Raw genomic sequence first — 16,797 nt, forward strand, 5'->3', positions numbered from 1 at the left:
ATTATACTGAAAAGTCAAGGCTTACTTGTAAGCATTTATAAATTTATTTACTATAATGTAAGTATTGGGGGTAATAATTATGAAAAAATTAGATAATAAATGGTTGTCTCAACTACCTTTTAATAAAATTGAAAAATTAACTCCAGTAAGTGGTGGCGACATTAATGATTCATATTTATTATTAGCAGATAATAATAAATATTTTATGAAAGTACAACCTAATAGAGGTAAAAAGTTCTTTGAACATGAAGCACAAGGAATTCATCTTCTATCTAAAGCGGCTAGAGTTCCAAATATAATACAGTATGGACAAATAGATAATGACGGATTTTTAATCCAAGATTGGATTAATGTTAAAGTCAATGGAAACCAATATGATTTAGGTAAAATGGTTGCAAAAGTCCATGAAATTCATAACTCAAAATTCGGCTTAGATAAAAACTTTGACCTTGGTAAAATACCAAAAAATAATCAGTGGAATAATAGTTGGACTGACTTTTATATAAATCAAAGATTAAATCCATTAGTAAATATGGCTCAAAAAAATGGTCTATGGAATAAATTTAGACAAAAAGGATATGAACAATTAAAAAATAATTTCATTTCAAACTTTAATAAAAGAAACATAACTCCTTCTTTATTACATGGTGATTTATGGTCAGGTAATTTTATGTTTAACGAAAAAGGATTACCTTTACTAATTGATCCCGATGTATTTTACGGCGATCGTGAAATGGATATTGGTATAACTACTGTTTTTGGTGGATTTAATGAACAATTCTATCAAGGATATAACGAGGAATATCCACTGGAACAAGGTTGGAAACAAAGATTGATATATTATCAATTTTATTACTTAATGGCTCATTTAAATCTATTTGGAGAAACTTATGGCTTTGCAGTTGATAATATTTTAGACAAATTTATTTAAAATATTCTTGCAAAAAATCATAATAATTATTAATTTGTATTTCAGGATTGCCTTTTGATTCAATTAAATTATTGTTATCAAAAAGACATCCCTCAATTGATGCATTGTGCGCAGCATCAATATCTAACTTACGATCACCAATCATTATAGAATCAGAGCGAATAATATTATGCTTTTTAATTAAATAGTTTAAGGATTCTGGATCAGGCTTTCTCTTGAAGGCCTGATTTTTTGTAACAACATCCGCAAATAAATTTCTTAAATTAAAATCTTGTAATAACTTTAAAGAAGATTTATCTCGATGAGTTAATAAATAGTTTTTTCCTCCATTCTCAGTAATTTTCTTTAAAACTTTTTCAACATTCAAAAATGGCTTGGCATATATAATATCTTCTTTTTCAAAACTATGATAAATATTGGATAAATCATCTTTATTGATACTAAATTCAGCAGCAAATTTTTGTAGCGCTGTTCCTAAAGAATGTTGGCGCATTGTTAATAAAATATCATACTTATCAATTTCCACTTCATCAATGCTCATTTCTTCTAGTGAATCCGCAAAGCTATCAACCATAATTGGATAAGTATTAAATAAAGTTCCATCAAAATCCCAAAAAACATTTTTTTGCATAATTAAAGATCTCCTATCATAAAAAGGGAGCAAAATAGCTCCCTTTTTGTATTATTTATTTTCAGTATCAAAAACAAGTGTAAATGGACCATCATTTTGCAAATCTATTTGCATGTCAGCACCAAATTGACCAGTTTTAACTTGATTACCAGCATCTGATAACTTTTGATTGAACAAATCATACATTTTAGATGCAAATCTTGGTTCTCCAGCATCAATAAAAGATGGACGATTTCCATGTTTGGTATTAGCGTATAAAGTAAATTGAGAAATAGATAGTATTTCACCGTTTACAGATGATAAGCTTAAATTTGTTTTTCCATCATTATCTTCAAAAATTCTTAGATTAGTAATTTTACGTACTAAATAGTCAATATCATCTAAAGAATCGCTATTCTTAACACCGACTAATAATAAGTATCCATTATTTATTTTATTAAATAAATGATTATCAATGGAAACACTCGCATTATTTACCCTTTGCAAAACAACTTTCAACACTAAAACTCCTTTTTATTTAAATGGTCTTTTAACAAAATAAACATCATGAACATTCTTAACATGATTCATAACCATTTCCAATTGTGATAAGTTTTTAACACTTATTTTCAAAGAAATAGTCACAGTTTTATCGTGATCAACCTTGCCTTCTACTGAATTAATCTGCTTACATACTGCACTAATATTCTTAATCACATCATTAAGCATACTATTTCTGTTGTAACCCTCAACTTGAACATATGCATTAAATAATGTATGAGAATCATCAGGAATATCCCAGTTAACGTTTACTAATCGATCATCATCCTCTATAACATTAGGACAATTAGCACGATGTACCGAAACACCTCTTCCTTTGGTTATATATCCAACAATTTTATCTCCAGGAACAGGCGCACAACAATGACTTAAACGGATTAATAAGTTATCAACATCTTTAATAACAACTCCATCAGACGGTTTATTTAATTTACTATTTTTATTATTGGGATGATCATTACTTTTTTCAATAGTTTGATGATTTTCTAAAATGTCTTTTTGTTCCTGCTCTTGACGCTTTTTCTCAGCATCATCACGAATTTGTAAAGTTAGAATATTAACTAATCCATTTGGTTGCTTATTGCCAAATCCTAATTCGGCATACATATCATCAACATTTTTATAATAAGTTTTATTCAATAACCTATCCATATTGGTCTTTGTTAGAACATCGTTAATGTTATATCCATTATCTTTTATAGCTTGATTTAACAGTTCTTTACCTGCAATAATATTTTTTTCGCGATTTTTATGTTTAAAAAATTGCCTAATTTTATGCTTGGCCCGACTAGTAGTAACTAAGTTTTCCCAATCTTGACTGGGTCCAGTTGAACTAGCAGATGTCATAATAGTAACTATATCACCAGTTTTAATCTCATAATCTAAAGGCTCAATAACTCCATTAACTTTAGCTCCAGTGGTTTTATTTCCAATATCCGTATGAATTAAATAAGCCATATCTAGAGGCCCTGCACCCTTAGGTAACTCTAAAACATCTCCTTGAGGCGTGAAAGCATAAACATGGTCACCAAATAATTCACCTTTAACACCATCCATAAATTCAGATGCATTATCAGTATCTTCTTGAATTTCAATAATACGTTTAAACCAGTTTAAACGATTATTATCAGAGGAAGATTGAACTTCATCGGTCATCCCTTCTTTATAAGCCCAATGAGCCGCAACCCCATATTCAGCAATTTGATGCATTTTCTTAGTTCTAATTTGTACTTCTAACGGTTTACCACCTGGTCCAAAAACAGTAGTATGAAGCGATTGATACATATTAGCTTTAGGCATTGCAATATAATCTTTAAAACGACCAGGCATCGGTGACCATTTAGTATGAATAGCACCTAATACGGCATAGCAATCCTTAATCGAATCAACTATACATCTAACAGCCAATAAATCGTAAATTTGACCAAATTTTTTATGTTTAATCACCATTTTACGATAAATGGAATACAAATGTTTAGGACGCCCATAAACTTCAACATTGGGCAAGTTCATATCACTAACTTGTTTTTTTACTTCTCTAACAGCTTCATTCACATATGCAACACGTTCATTACGTTTGGAGTTCATTAAATGAACTATTTTATAATATTGTTGTGGATTCAAGTAACGAAGTGATATATCTTCAAGTTCCCATTTAATAGTTCCAATACCCAATCTATCAGCTAATGGAGCATATATTTCAAGCGTTTCATTAGAAATACGTCTTTGTTTTTCGGATTTTAAATGTCTTAAAGTTCTCATATTGTGCAAACGATCAGCTAACTTAACGATCATAACACGAATATCTGTACACATAGCTAATAAAAGTTTTCGATGATTTTCAGCTAATTGTTCTTGATTAGATTTATATTTAATTTTGCCTAATTTAGTCACACCATCGACAATAATTTCAATATTTGTACCAAACAATTTACCAATATCATCTAAAGTAGCACTAGTATCTTCAACCACATCATGTAACAATCCTGCACTAATCGTTTCTGGATCCATTCTTAATTCAGCCAAAATACTAGCAACTTGAATTGGATGAATAATATATGGCTCCCCTGATTGCCTAAATTGACCTTCATGACAATCATAAGCATAGTTGTATGCTTTTTTAATAATGTCAACATGATCTTTGTTCATATATTTATTAACTTCATTAAATAAGTCTTTAGCAGACCATACTTTATGCTTAGACATTCTAATCACTTCTTTTTAATCATTTTTATAAATTTTATCATAATTATTTAAAATTTAATTTAACAAATCAAACCACACTGATATAGATGAAAGGAAATACAAAGGTGCTGTTTCAGTCCTCAAAATTCGAGGTCCTAAACCACAGGTCTGGTAACCATTCTCCTTTAGTTTAGATACTTCATCAGGAGCAATACCACCCTCAGGGCCAAAAAATGCAGCTACTTTATCTGATGGATTAGTATTTTTAAAAGAATTAATCAAGTCAGCATGTTCACCTTGCTTAGCAGATTCTTCATAAGCAATCAATTTTTGATCATAGGACGTATCATCCAAATCATTTATAGAATCTATATACTTAACATCTGGTATTTGATTACGATGTGATTGTTCTGCTGCACTTTTAGAGATTTTATTTAATCGATTAATTTTTTTTAAAACCTTATTGTTTTTCCATCGAGCAATTGACCAAGCCGTTTGTAAAAAAATAATATGATTAACACCTAGTTCAGTTGCTTTTTGAACAATCCATTCAGATTTGTCTTTTTTTGGTAGCCCACAAATGATTGTTACATCAACAGGCAATTCAACTGAACTATTTTTCTGTTCTATTATTTTTGCTTTATTTAAATCCTTATCGATAACTTCTGCAATAAAAAGGTGATGATTATCATCAACAATTTCAAATTTATCACCATTGTTAGCTCTTAGTACTGATATAAAATGGTGTGAAATATCATCAGACATTAAAAAAGTTTCATTTAATTTTAAACTATTATCAATAAAATAATGTTGCATCTTTAATTATTCACCTTTCTTTTTTAAATGGGCAACAATTCCACGCCAATCACCTAAAGTCATTACTTCATCCAAAACAAATCCATTAGACTGAAGAGTTTCTAAAGTAATATTTAATTTTTCCTTAATAATACCAGAGATAATAATCGTTCCACCTGTGTATAGTGTATCTTTGGCTTGTGGAATTAAAGGTAAAACTGCTTCAGGTAGCATATTTGCCAAAATAACATCACTTTTTTCTTTTATTCCATTTAGCAAACTATTTTTAGATACAGAAATCTCATTTTTATAACCATTAAGATCAATATTTATTTTTGCAGAATCAATGGCATCATCATCGTAATCGTAAGCCTTAACAGAATCAGCTCCCAATAACTTTGCAACAATACTTAAAACTCCAGAACCAGTTCCAACATCTAATACAGACTGATTTTCTCTTAAATAAATTTCCATAGCTTGCATACATAACTTAGTAGTTGGATGAATCCCCGTTCCAAATGCTTTTTTAGGATTTAATTTAATAACCATTTCTTGTTCAAAAGACTTTTTATATTTTTCCCATACCGGAGAAATTGTAAGATATTTTGTAATTCTACTTGCATGATAATACTTTTCCCACTCTTTACTCCAATTATTATCACTTAAATCTTTAGAAATAACCTTACCTGTACCTGGATTCAATCCGTATTCAGTTAGTTTTTCAACTTTTTTTTGAATTAAAGGGGTTTGCTCGTTAATATTAAAATTTTTGGGAAAATAAGAAGTAATTATTACTTCATTATTCTTTTCTCCAATTTCTACTCCTAACGAACCAAAATCCATTAAAATGTTTATTACTGCATCTTGTGACTCATTATTTGTTAATACTGAAAGCTTTGTCCATTGCATTTGAAATTCTCCTTATTTTTTCCAACCATATGTTTTTAAATTAAAATTACTAGTTTTCATTTTTGACACATAGGGATTATTAGATACATAAAAACGTAACCTTTTATTGGTCCATATTCCTTTATTTTTAATGCCAATTCGAGGAGAAGAATTAATATATTTTGGTATCTCCCTATTATAGATTTCTAAAGATAAAGAACACTTATTTAACATTTGGCCATTTAAATTCATTTTAATATTAAAAGCTTGCGTTAACTTACCAGGGCCATTAGTAATTTCATAACTATCTTTAGCTCTATTATTAATCATATTATCTGTTATTTTAATCGGTTGAACTGCTCTAATCAATACTCCTTCTGGAATCCCTTCAGATTGAGTAATAATGTTCAAAAGATTATACCCAAACATCGTATAAATATAAATAGTTCCTGCTTTTAAATACATAGAATTATTTTTAATCGAATGATAACCATTATAAGAATGACAAGCCTTATCAGAGATTCCTAAATAAGCTTCATCTTCAACTATATATCCACTAAAAACATTACCAAAATTGTCTTTTAAGGTTATTATATTTCCTAGTAACTTTTTAGCAATATTTTCGGTAGAATCATTTGATAAATATTTAATAATATCCAAAAATAATACTCCTATCAAATAAAAAAATAGTGCATCCAACTAATCGGACGCACTATTTTTAGCTTCTTTTCTTTTTTGTTCCTTTATTTGTTTTAACTTTTCCTCATGTTGCTTTAAGTGTCCCTCTAAATATATAAGCAAAGAATTTTCATCTTTAAAAATTCGAGGATGCTTTTGTTTATGAAGCCTTAAATCAATCTCATTAATTTTTTGTCTGCCAGTCCAACGATGACCATATCTAATAATTAATCGATTGTTTAATCGTTTCTTACCAAATCTAAAGACATAAACATTATCGGGTGTAAGTAGTGGTCTGATATATGTTTTTTTATAATAATATCCATTATCTCTTAAAAACTTTTTTGTTCTATTTAACATCTATCACACCTCCCAACTAAAAAACATTAAATAAAATATCCATGACAAATAATATACTTAATATAAATTTTATATTAAGTTATTTAAATTGTCCACCAAATTAATAAAAAAGTCTTGTTATTAAAAATTAAACAAGGCTTTTTAATAATTATTCTTTTGTTGATCCAACATCAATAGCTTGATGTTTCAAGCTTCTAAATACAAATGCATCAGCAATACCTGTAATTCCACCTTGGAAGAAGAAAGCAAATACAGTTCCTAAACCAAAGTTAGTGAATTGATGAGTAATAATAATAGCAATAATTGCCATTATTGTAGGTGGAATATATGAGAACCACATTGCTTTAGCAGCATTACCACCACAATATTTAAATCTAAGAATTTGCATTAAATCATCAGCCGGATGTAGAGCAATATTTACTCGTTGATAAATAGAAATTGCAATTGCAATTAATGCAACACCAAAGAAGTTTAAGAAAACATACAATAAAATCATCCAAATACTGTGTGCTTCTGGTAACCATTGAGTAACTAAACCATTAAAGTAATTAATTAGTAATGAAAATGGTCCCAAGAAAGCAGCATTACCAATAATTCTACTCCAACTCCAATGTCCAACTAAAATTGCATTAAAAACGGCAATCAACATTCCTAGTCCAAAGAATGCCCAAAATAAAACCCATTGCCCATTTCCTAAAACTGCAAAACCTAAGTTATTTTCAGCAGCTGTCCAATAAGCTGATCCTAAAAATGAAGGATGAATTTTAACACTTGTAATTAATGTTAAAACATTTCCCATTGCATTAATAACTAATGAAATAACAAAGTACATAATCGTACTAGACCAAGAAATTGTTCTTGGTGTCTTTGTTGACTTTTTTGCATCTGCAGACTTTTGCATAATATCAATACTCCTATCTATAAAATCAAATCATTATATTGTGAATTATTTATCTATCAAATCTATAAGTTACATTTAAATATTTTTTATTTAATAAAAATATAAGCACAAAAATAATATAAATAGCTAATTAATCGGCAATTACAAATATAATATAACAATTAATAAGTATTTTTTAATTGTGAACTTCATAACAAAATAAATTATAACCTATTTAATTAATAAAATAAAGGGAATTTTAAAAAAATGTAAGCGATTTTATAAATTATAATACACATTTATGCTAAACAAGTGAAATATATATCAATAAAAAAGTCATTAAAGCAATCAACAAGATACTTTAATGACTTTTATTTTTAATAAAGATTTTCAACATTAACCCATAATTTGTTTCCTCTAAGTTGTACTAGAGCATATTTCATTCCAATTCTTTCTTTAAAATCAGGATCTATTAATTGCATAACTTTAGAAACTTTAATAGTATCACCTTTATTATTATAATTATGAGAAAAGCTTACGTCATCATGGTTAGTAAAATCTTTTTCAGAGCTCCATAAAGAAGATCCATCATGAATTTTCATTTCATTTTTTAAATTATACTTAGCTATATTATCATCAAAGTATTCATTCATGTTACTTTCATTTAAGAATTGATTAACTGCACGTTTGGATGATTTACCATCCATCCATGGAGTAAATTTATCAATGAATTTTTTATAATTATCATTCATAGTCCAATTCCCAGATAATATGCGATTTAGTTCATCTATAACCCCATCATTAGTTTTAACTATTTTACCTGGGGCATCTTTAACAAAATCAAAGTAGAATCCTCTAATTTCATTAGCATAATCATCTAAATCATAAGTAAAGAAAATCATTGGACGTTTTAAAACAGCATAATCAAACATTACTGATGAATAATCTGTAATTAAAACATCACTAATCAGATATAATTCAGCAATATCTGGATATAAACTAACATTTAAAGCAATATCTGAATAAGCAGATAAATCTAAATTATTAGCGATTAAATAATGAGTTCTAACTAAAACAATTACATTTTTACCAAAATGTTCTTTAATTTTTTCTAAGTCTAAGTGAAGCTTTGCAGTAAATTCGTTAGCTTTAACGTATTCATTATCACGCCAAGTTGGTGCATACAAGATTACTTTCTTATCAGCAGATATATTTAAAGATTCCTTAATTGAAGCAATATCCTTCCATGAAGAATTAATTAAAACATCATTTCTAGGATATCCATCTAACATCATTTGATTAGCATTCATTCTAAATGCTCTTCGCATAATATTAGCAGAATACATATTAGGAGCAATCATTTTATCCCAACGACGATCATCTTTAAATACATCTTTATGATATCTAGCAGCATTAATTCCTGGCATAGTAACCAAATTAACATCAGCAGCTAGTGTCTTTAATGGAGTTCCATGCCAAGTCTGAATTAATTTGGTACCTTTACCAGGCTTCCATCTAAATGGTCGTCTAACGTTAGTAACAAAATACTTTGCCCTAGCTTGCTTAAATATACCACTATAACTGAATCTAATAACATAAGGAATATTATTTTTCTTAAAGTAATCAACATATTCTCTATTTACGTTCCAATACATTTTATATTCAGGATGATTATTCTTCATGTATTCATAAATTGCTTTAGGATTGTCTGAATATTGAGTACCAAAGAAACTTTCAAAAATAATAATATTCTTTTTAGAAAGCATATTAGATAGTTTATTAAGAACAGAGGCTTGTAAATAATTAACTTTAAATAAATGACCAAATTTTCTAGCAATCAAACGCTTTTCTGGAACTTGATCCAGATCACTATTTTTAGTTGATAATACTTTTTCTACTACTTCTTTTGCAGCATCACCATTTTGTCCATATTGAGCAAACTTATTATAAAAATCAATTAATTTATCATGATAATTATCTGAAACCGCATCTAAATGTTGAATACGGTTAATTAAATCATCTTCATTTTTTACAACTGGTCCGGGAATTTCTTTATCATAATCTAAATAAACACCACGATTTTCATCATCTAAATACCAATCCTTATCATAAGCGTAAAATAGCATTGGACGTTTTAAATGAGCATAATCAAACATTACTGATGAATAGTCAGTAATCATTGCATCACTAATTAAATATAAATCATTGATATTATTATAATCGCTAACATCAAAAACAAAACCCGGATTACTATAGAAACTGTTTGAATGGGCTACAAAATAATGAAGTCTAACTAATAATACATATTTATCAGAAAGTTTGGCTTGCATCTTATCAAGATTTAATTGAAAATCAAATCCCTCATCTTCTCGATAAGTTGGTGCATATAATATAACTTTCTTATCTAATGGAATACCCAATTTATTTTTAATCCCATTAATATATGAATCATTATTATTTATATATAATTCATCATTTCTAGGAAAACCAGATTTGATTAGTTTTTGACTATAGTCAAAAGCCTTAGTAGCAATGTCCCCCATATAATCAGAAGGTACTACCATGTAATCCCAACGGCGATTTCTTTTAGCAAAACGATTTTGGACACCATGCGAAGCAAATTTAAAATGAGGTTCATCAAATCCCATATGTTTCAAAAAAGTTCCATGAAGTGTTTCTACTTCAATTTGACCTTTACGTTTAGCATATCGATTAGGCATATTGGTATTTTGAATAATATATTTAGAAACAGCTAGATAATACCAGTACATAAAACTGTTTACTTTAACCTTACTTGCTTCTCCATCAATATAAGTTTGAGTATTGTTAAAAAACCAAACAGTTTTAATTTCAGGATGATTTTTTTGCATGTACTCATACATTAGTCTTTCATTACTATCAAATTTACTAGACCAATAACAATCAAACACCATGATTTTTCTTAACGGTAGAAAACGCATAAAAGGATACAATAACGAATATGAAAGAGCTCTAAAGACTTTTTTAGAATCAATAAAACTAGAAAATGGCTGATTGATTTTAAGTTCTAAATCATTATTATTACTGTTTTGGATTTGATAATATATCTTATCTTTGCCATTAAAGGGTAAACTACTTTTAGAAATTAAATGTGATTCATCAGTTAATAACCTAAAGACTTTAATTTCATTATTAATATATAAATAAATTTTAAAAATATATTTACCTGATAAAACATATAATTGATTTTTGTCTTTATTGGTCATTTGAATGTCTAAAGATAATAAATTTCTATTTAATTCCAAGTCACTGTTATTATTATCAAAAACTTTTCTAACTGTCTTATCAGTACTAATCATTTCAATTTTGCTATTGTTAATATTCAAATTCTTATTTTTAAGGTAATCGGGAATATTAATTGATAATTTCAATAAATTAGATGCATCAAAATTAACACTATTAGTGGTAAAAGGTGTATTTTCATATATAACTTCAATGCCATTCCTATTACCGTAAAATATAGTATAACTCATATTATTATCAGTATTAATTTGATGATTTAATTGATTTTGATCAAACACATAATTTATTTGATTATTAGTTAAAATATCCTTCATAACTAAAAGAGCTGTTTGATTTAACATCCCGTTATACCAACTAGCATTATCAAAAACAATATTATCTTCATTCACTTTACCAACAATACTTTTACCATCTGGCATAACAAGTTCAGCATTAATATTTTTATTACCAGTATTGGTTATATCAAAAACTAGATTTTTACCAGATTTTAAAACATTAGAAACAATTGGTTCTTTAATATCTTTTTGATATAAACTGGTTGATTTAATTACAAAATCATTAACACTATTAAAGCGAGCACTAATTTTTGTATATTTATCTTCATTTAAATATGGAAGAATAAATTTATTCTTAGTCTTTTTATTAGGGTCTGCAACATAACGACTTACTAAATATTTGTTAGCAATTAAGTCAGTTATTAAAATTTTCCATGTTCCTAATCCTAATTTTTCAATAGCATCGTTAATATCAAAATTAAATTGATATCTAGCATTAGTCCATTTACCACGAGCATTTAACAATCTCTGAGATAATGATGTTTTAGGTCTATTGATATTTACTTTCATTTCTTTATCATTATCAATATTAACTAATTTAGCTGAAAACAACTCATTAACATTACCTAAACTAAGTAGATGTTTAGATAATTTCATATTTCTAATAATAAAAAATCCACGACCAATAAATTGGCCATCATCATTGATTTGATAATTAGTCATTTTTTGGTTAATTTTTGCGTTATCATTACCTAATTCAATTGCAGAAGATATTTCATCACTATAGTCAAATATTTCTGGCATATAATATTTATAAGATAATCCATGAAAACTTTTCCTAAAATGACCAACAGATTGGCGGTAAGTATAAGTATCAAGAATGTTAAACTCACCATGTCTTAATGCATAATAAACAACTTGATGTTTAACTGGTAAGTTATTCATAGTCTTGGAATCCCATAAATTCCAATCACGTAAAAATTTATAAACCATTTCTTGTGCTTTATAAATATAACTTTCTTCGTTATCACCAATATTTTCTATAAATATGAAAATGTCTAGAAATAAAACCTTATATTTAAAATCTTTAAATAAAGAACTATTCTCACCTTGTCCCACTTTTTCGAGCATATCTCGACACATATCTAAAGCATCTAGTCGGCTTTGAAAGTTAGATAAAGCACTCCTACTCTGAGTAATTGAATCGTTACTTTCACGCCAGCGCCATTTATAAACAACGTCTTCAATTATATTAGTAATTTTAGACTTTAAATGTACTTTCAGAGTAAAAGGTATATCTTCATAGATAATTCCTTCAATAAATTTTATATCATTGTTTAACAAAAAACTGCGACGATATAATTTATTCCAAACTGTCGTATCATATAATAAATCGTGATTATCATAAATATTAGTGTTATCAGCATTATCATGAATGGCAAAAGAATGTAAATAAGAATTTTTATAACGGTTTTTATCAAATCGTTTAACAAATCCAACAACTACATCAGCATTATTTTGATTTGAATTATATGATAGTTTAGAGTAACCGTCTTCTGGAACCAAGTCATCCCCATCAACAAATGCAATGTATTCTCCTTTGGCATGATTTATTCCATAATTTCTAGTAGAACTAATTCCACCATTTTCTTTATGTAATGCCTTAAAGAAATCATATTTTTCTGCATATTGATCAACAATAGATGATGTATCATCAGTTGATCCATCATCGATCATTAATACTTCCATATTTTCTTTAGGAAAATCGGTTTGTGCAATAGATTTAAGACAAGCAGCAACGTAATCTTGAACGTTGTAGCAAGCTACTATTACAGATAAATATGGTTTATTCATATTTAATACCTCTCCTTAATTTTTTCATATACTATTTAAATAAAAAATACCCATTAAAATGATTGGGTATAATTATAAATATAAACATACATTATAATTATATCATTAATATAACCATTTTTAATCGATATTTAGAGCAAAATTATTTATTTTCTTTTGGTAAAATTAAATTTAAAATGATTCCTAGCAAAGTAGCAATTGCTAGTCCGTTAAGCGGTAAGGTTCCTATTTTCAACATAAATCCACCTACACCTATCACTAGTATTGATGAAATAATCATTAAATTACGCTTAATATTCATATCAATATTATTCTCAATTAATATTTTAATTCCACTTGAAGCGATTGTACCAAACAGTAAAAAGCTAATTCCACCAATAACCGGTAAAGGCATTTGCATAATAATAACATTTAATTTGTTCACAAAAGAGAAAACAATTGCAAATATGGCAGCTCCAATTAATACATAAACACTATGAATTTTGGTAATAGCCATTACACCAATATTTTCACCATAACTAGTTACTGCTGGGCCTCCTACTAATCCAGCAAAAATAGATGCCATACCATCACCACTTAAAGTACGACTTAATCCAGGATTTTTAAAATAATTACGACCTGTTAATTCATTTAAAACCATAATATGGCCTAAATGCTCAGTAATGGTAACGAATGCAATTGGAGCAATCGCCAATATAGCCCCCCATTCTAAATGGACATTATACGAAACAAATGGTATCTCAAATTTAGGTAAAGCAAACCAAGGCGCATTAGAAATTGTGTTTAAATTAACCTCACCCATAAAAATGGAGATTACATATCCACAAACAATCGCTAATAAAATCGGCATAAAACCTAAAAATCCTTTTAAATAAATATTAAAGGATATTGCTAATAACAATGTAATTAGAGCAATAAACACAAATTTTAAGTCATATTTACCGTTGTTCATCATAGCATTATTTGCAGCACTACCAGCTAAAGATAATCCGATCACAATTACAATTGGTCCCACTACCACTGCTGGTAAAATTTTATCAATCCAGTCCAATCCAAAAAAACAAATAATAAGCGCAACGACTAGATAAATTAATCCAACTGCAATTACTCCTTGAGCAATACCAGGATATCCAGTTGTTTGCATTAAATATTTCATAGGTACGATAAAGGCAAAACTAGATCCCATATAAGCAGGAATTTTCTTTTGTGTAATTAAAATATGCAATAAAGTACCCACTCCAGATGCAAATAATGCAATACTAGGACTAAGTCCTACTAATAATGGAACAATCACCGTACTTCCAAACATTGAAAACAGATGTTGCATTGAAAGCATTAACCATAAAAAGAAACCTGGTTTCTCATTAACATCTAAAACAACGTTTTTATTTTTCATTTAAAAATACCACCTTAATTAAAAATTAAGAGTAGTTTTAACTTAGTAAAAAAAGTCTACTTATCCGTGTTTGGGTAAGTAGACTTAATTAAGATTCGCCGTATCTTACTAGCCTCACGGGACTAAGTTAAAGACTCTTTATTAAACATAATCATATATAATTTTTGACTAAGCGTCAAATTATTTACTACCTTTTTCTTCTTCATCAGTTTGCAAAACTGCCATAAATGCTGCTTGAGGAATTTCAACTTTACCAACAGACTTCATACGTTTCTTACCTGCCTTTTGCTTTTCTAACAGCTTCATCCTTCTAGTACGATCACCACCATATAGATGAGCAGTAACGTCTTTTCTATATGCTTTAATATTAGTTCTAGCAATTACTTTTGCTCCAATAGCAGCTTGTACAGGAATTTCAAAGTTTTGTCTAGGAATAATATCTTTTAACTTAGTTACAATCACTCTTCCACGACTTGCAGCAAAAGAACGATGGGAAATAAAGCTAAGTGCATCTACTTTTTCACCATTTAATAGAATATCAATTTTCACTAAATCGGATGGCTTATAATCGGAAATTTCATAGTCTAATGAAGCATAACCTCTAGTTGCAGATTTCAATTTATCAAAGAAGTCAAAAATAATTTCAGACAATGGAATATAATAAACAACATTTACTCGATAGTCATCAATATATTCCATAGTATCAAATTGTCCTCTACGATCCTGACAGAGTTCCATAACTGGACCTACATAGTCATTGGGAACCATTACAGTTGCTTTAACAAATGGTTCTTCAACACTTTTAATTTCAGATGCATCAGGCATTTCAGAAGGATTTTCAACATCTTTTAACTCATCATCAGTAGTTTCTATATGATAAGTAACAGATGGTGCTGTCGTGATTAAGTCAAGATTAAATTCACGTTCCAAACGTTCTTGAACAACATCCATATGCAATAATCCCAAGAAGCCACAACGAAAACCAAATCCTAGAGCTTGTGATGATTCCGGTTCAAATTCCAAGGCTGCATCATTTAACTTAAGTTTTTCAAGTGCTTCTCTTAAGTCACCAAATTTAGCATTATCAGTTGGATATAATCCAGAATAAACCATAGGTTCCATTTCACGATATCCAGGTAGAGCTTTTTCAGCAGGATTATCAACTTTTGTTATTGTATCACCAACTCTAGTTTGAGTAATATCCTTGATACTTGCAGTGATATATCCTACATCACCAGACATAAGATAGTCTCTCTTTACTGGATGAGGTGAATTAACACCTACTTCAGTAACTTCATATTCACTTCCGCTATTCATTAAACGAATTTTATCGCCAGGTTCAACCGTGCCATCATATAAACGAACACTTAATACAACCCCACGATAATCATCATAAACCGAGTCGAAAACTAAGGCTTTAAGCGGATCTTCAACATTTCCTTGAGGAGCAGGAACTTCATGCACAATTTTTTCTAATAATTCTTCGATTCCAATACCTTTTTTAGCACTTGCTAAAACTGCATCATCTGCATCTAATCCAATAACATCTTCTACTTCTTTTTTTACCATATCTGGTTGTGCAGATGGCAAATCAATCTTATTTATTACTGGGACAATTTCTAAATCATCATCAATTGCTAAATAAACATTAGCTAATGTCTGTGCTTCAACCCCTTGTGCTGCATCTACAACCAAAATAGCACCTTCGCAAGCGGCTAAACTTCTAGACACTTCATATGAAAAGTCCACATGTCCAGGTGTGTCAATTAGATGAAATTCATAATCATGACCATCTTTGGAATGATATTTTAGTTCAACGGCATTTAATTTGATTGTAATTCCACGTTCTCTTTCAAGATCCATGTTATCAAGCAATTGGTTTTGCATATCACGCTTAGCAACAGTATCTGTCATTTCCAAAATACGGTCGGCTAATGTTGATTTACCATGATCAATATGTGCCACAATCGAAAAATTACGAATATATTTTTGGTGCTCCTTCATTTTTTTGATATCCATTTTTATTCCTACTTTCAACTGATTAATTATTATATTTAATTATAACAACCAGTAACATAATGCACAAATTAAAAAAGAGTTGAT

The 16,797-nt window shown here is 28.8% G+C and carries 12 protein-coding genes; 1 reads left to right on the forward strand and 11 read right to left on the reverse strand.

Annotation, left to right across the window (positions count from 1 at the left end; genetic code table 11):
* Nucleotides 1-79 precede the first annotated feature (79 nt).
* Complete coding sequence (locus C7N44_RS01285) at nucleotides 80-931, forward strand: fructosamine kinase family protein (RefSeq protein ID WP_105956112.1); 852 nt, start codon at nucleotides 80-82, stop codon at nucleotides 929-931.
* Here C7N44_RS01285 and C7N44_RS01290 read toward each other — a convergent pair.
* The 11 genes from C7N44_RS01290 to lepA form a co-directional block, all read right to left on the reverse strand.
* On the reverse strand, nucleotides 924-1,562 hold the full coding sequence (locus tag C7N44_RS01290; protein ID WP_105956113.1) for an HAD-IA family hydrolase: 639 nt from the start codon (nucleotides 1,560-1,562) through the stop codon (nucleotides 924-926). The genes C7N44_RS01285 and C7N44_RS01290 overlap by 8 nt on opposite strands.
* Nucleotides 1,563-1,613: 51 nt before the next feature.
* Complete coding sequence (gene dtd / locus C7N44_RS01295) at nucleotides 1,614-2,060, reverse strand: D-aminoacyl-tRNA deacylase (protein ID WP_105956114.1); 447 nt, start codon at nucleotides 2,058-2,060, stop codon at nucleotides 1,614-1,616.
* 15 nt (nucleotides 2,061-2,075) lie between these two features.
* Entirely contained in the window at nucleotides 2,076-4,307 is a 2,232-nt protein-coding gene (locus C7N44_RS01300) for a RelA/SpoT family protein (RefSeq protein ID WP_105956115.1), read from the reverse strand.
* A gap of 54 nt (nucleotides 4,308-4,361) precedes the next feature.
* Nucleotides 4,362-5,102: a 16S rRNA (uracil(1498)-N(3))-methyltransferase gene (locus C7N44_RS01305; RefSeq protein ID WP_105956116.1), complete on the reverse strand. Its 741-nt coding sequence runs from the start codon at nucleotides 5,100-5,102 to the stop codon at nucleotides 4,362-4,364.
* A 6-nt stretch (nucleotides 5,103-5,108) separates the two neighbouring features.
* Nucleotides 5,109-5,990, reverse strand: coding sequence for a 50S ribosomal protein L11 methyltransferase (prmA, locus tag C7N44_RS01310; protein WP_105956117.1), 882 nt, complete (start codon nucleotides 5,988-5,990; stop codon nucleotides 5,109-5,111).
* A gap of 12 nt (nucleotides 5,991-6,002) precedes the next feature.
* Nucleotides 6,003-6,629: a DNA-3-methyladenine glycosylase gene (locus C7N44_RS01315; RefSeq protein ID WP_225362919.1), complete on the reverse strand. Its 627-nt coding sequence runs from the start codon at nucleotides 6,627-6,629 to the stop codon at nucleotides 6,003-6,005.
* A gap of 39 nt (nucleotides 6,630-6,668) precedes the next feature.
* Complete coding sequence (locus C7N44_RS01320) at nucleotides 6,669-7,007, reverse strand: hypothetical protein (protein WP_105956118.1); 339 nt, start codon at nucleotides 7,005-7,007, stop codon at nucleotides 6,669-6,671.
* A gap of 148 nt (nucleotides 7,008-7,155) precedes the next feature.
* A complete protein-coding gene (locus C7N44_RS01325; protein ID WP_105956119.1) occupies nucleotides 7,156-7,908 on the reverse strand; it encodes a fructose permease in 753 nt (250 codons plus the stop codon).
* A 356-nt stretch (nucleotides 7,909-8,264) separates the two neighbouring features.
* Nucleotides 8,265-13,298 carry a bifunctional glycosyltransferase/CDP-glycerol:glycerophosphate glycerophosphotransferase gene (locus C7N44_RS01330; RefSeq protein ID WP_105956120.1) on the reverse strand — a complete coding sequence of 1,678 codons (5,034 nt, stop codon included), beginning with the start codon at nucleotides 13,296-13,298 and terminating at the stop codon, nucleotides 8,265-8,267.
* Nucleotides 13,299-13,440: 142 nt separating this feature from the next.
* Nucleotides 13,441-14,694, reverse strand: a complete 1,254-nt coding sequence (locus C7N44_RS01335; RefSeq protein ID WP_105956121.1) for a solute carrier family 23 protein — start codon at nucleotides 14,692-14,694, stop codon at nucleotides 13,441-13,443.
* Nucleotides 14,695-14,874: 180 nt separating this feature from the next.
* Nucleotides 14,875-16,713 carry a translation elongation factor 4 gene (gene lepA / locus C7N44_RS01340; protein WP_105956122.1) on the reverse strand — a complete coding sequence of 613 codons (1,839 nt, stop codon included), beginning with the start codon at nucleotides 16,711-16,713 and terminating at the stop codon, nucleotides 14,875-14,877.
* Nucleotides 16,714-16,797 lie beyond the last annotated feature (84 nt).

This window comes from Apilactobacillus quenuiae (genome assembly GCF_002994005.1).
Classification (GTDB): domain Bacteria; phylum Bacillota; class Bacilli; order Lactobacillales; family Lactobacillaceae; genus Apilactobacillus; species Apilactobacillus quenuiae.

What these genes read in the sequence shown, in the direction of transcription:
- C7N44_RS01285 (WP_105956112.1), top strand. Translation starts at nt 80, where the DNA reads ATGAAAAAATTAGATAATAAATGGTTGTCTCAACTACCTTTTAATAAA.
- C7N44_RS01290 (WP_105956113.1), bottom strand. Translation starts at nt 1,562, where the DNA reads ATGCAAAAAAATGTTTTTTGGGATTTTGATGGAACTTTATTTAATACT.
- C7N44_RS01300 (WP_105956115.1), bottom strand. Translation starts at nt 4,307, where the DNA reads ATGTCTAAGCATAAAGTATGGTCTGCTAAAGACTTATTTAATGAAGTT.
- C7N44_RS01305 (WP_105956116.1), bottom strand. Translation starts at nt 5,102, where the DNA reads ATGCAACATTATTTTATTGATAATAGTTTAAAATTAAATGAAACTTTT.
- prmA (WP_105956117.1), bottom strand. Translation starts at nt 5,990, where the DNA reads ATGCAATGGACAAAGCTTTCAGTATTAACAAATAATGAGTCACAAGAT.
- C7N44_RS01320 (WP_105956118.1), bottom strand. Translation starts at nt 7,007, where the DNA reads ATGTTAAATAGAACAAAAAAGTTTTTAAGAGATAATGGATATTATTAT.
- C7N44_RS01325 (WP_105956119.1), bottom strand. Translation starts at nt 7,908, where the DNA reads ATGCAAAAGTCTGCAGATGCAAAAAAGTCAACAAAGACACCAAGAACA.
- C7N44_RS01330 (WP_105956120.1), bottom strand. Translation starts at nt 13,298, where the DNA reads ATGAATAAACCATATTTATCTGTAATAGTAGCTTGCTACAACGTTCAA.
- C7N44_RS01335 (WP_105956121.1), bottom strand. Translation starts at nt 14,694, where the DNA reads ATGAAAAATAAAAACGTTGTTTTAGATGTTAATGAGAAACCAGGTTTC.
- lepA (WP_105956122.1), bottom strand. Translation starts at nt 16,713, where the DNA reads ATGGATATCAAAAAAATGAAGGAGCACCAAAAATATATTCGTAATTTT.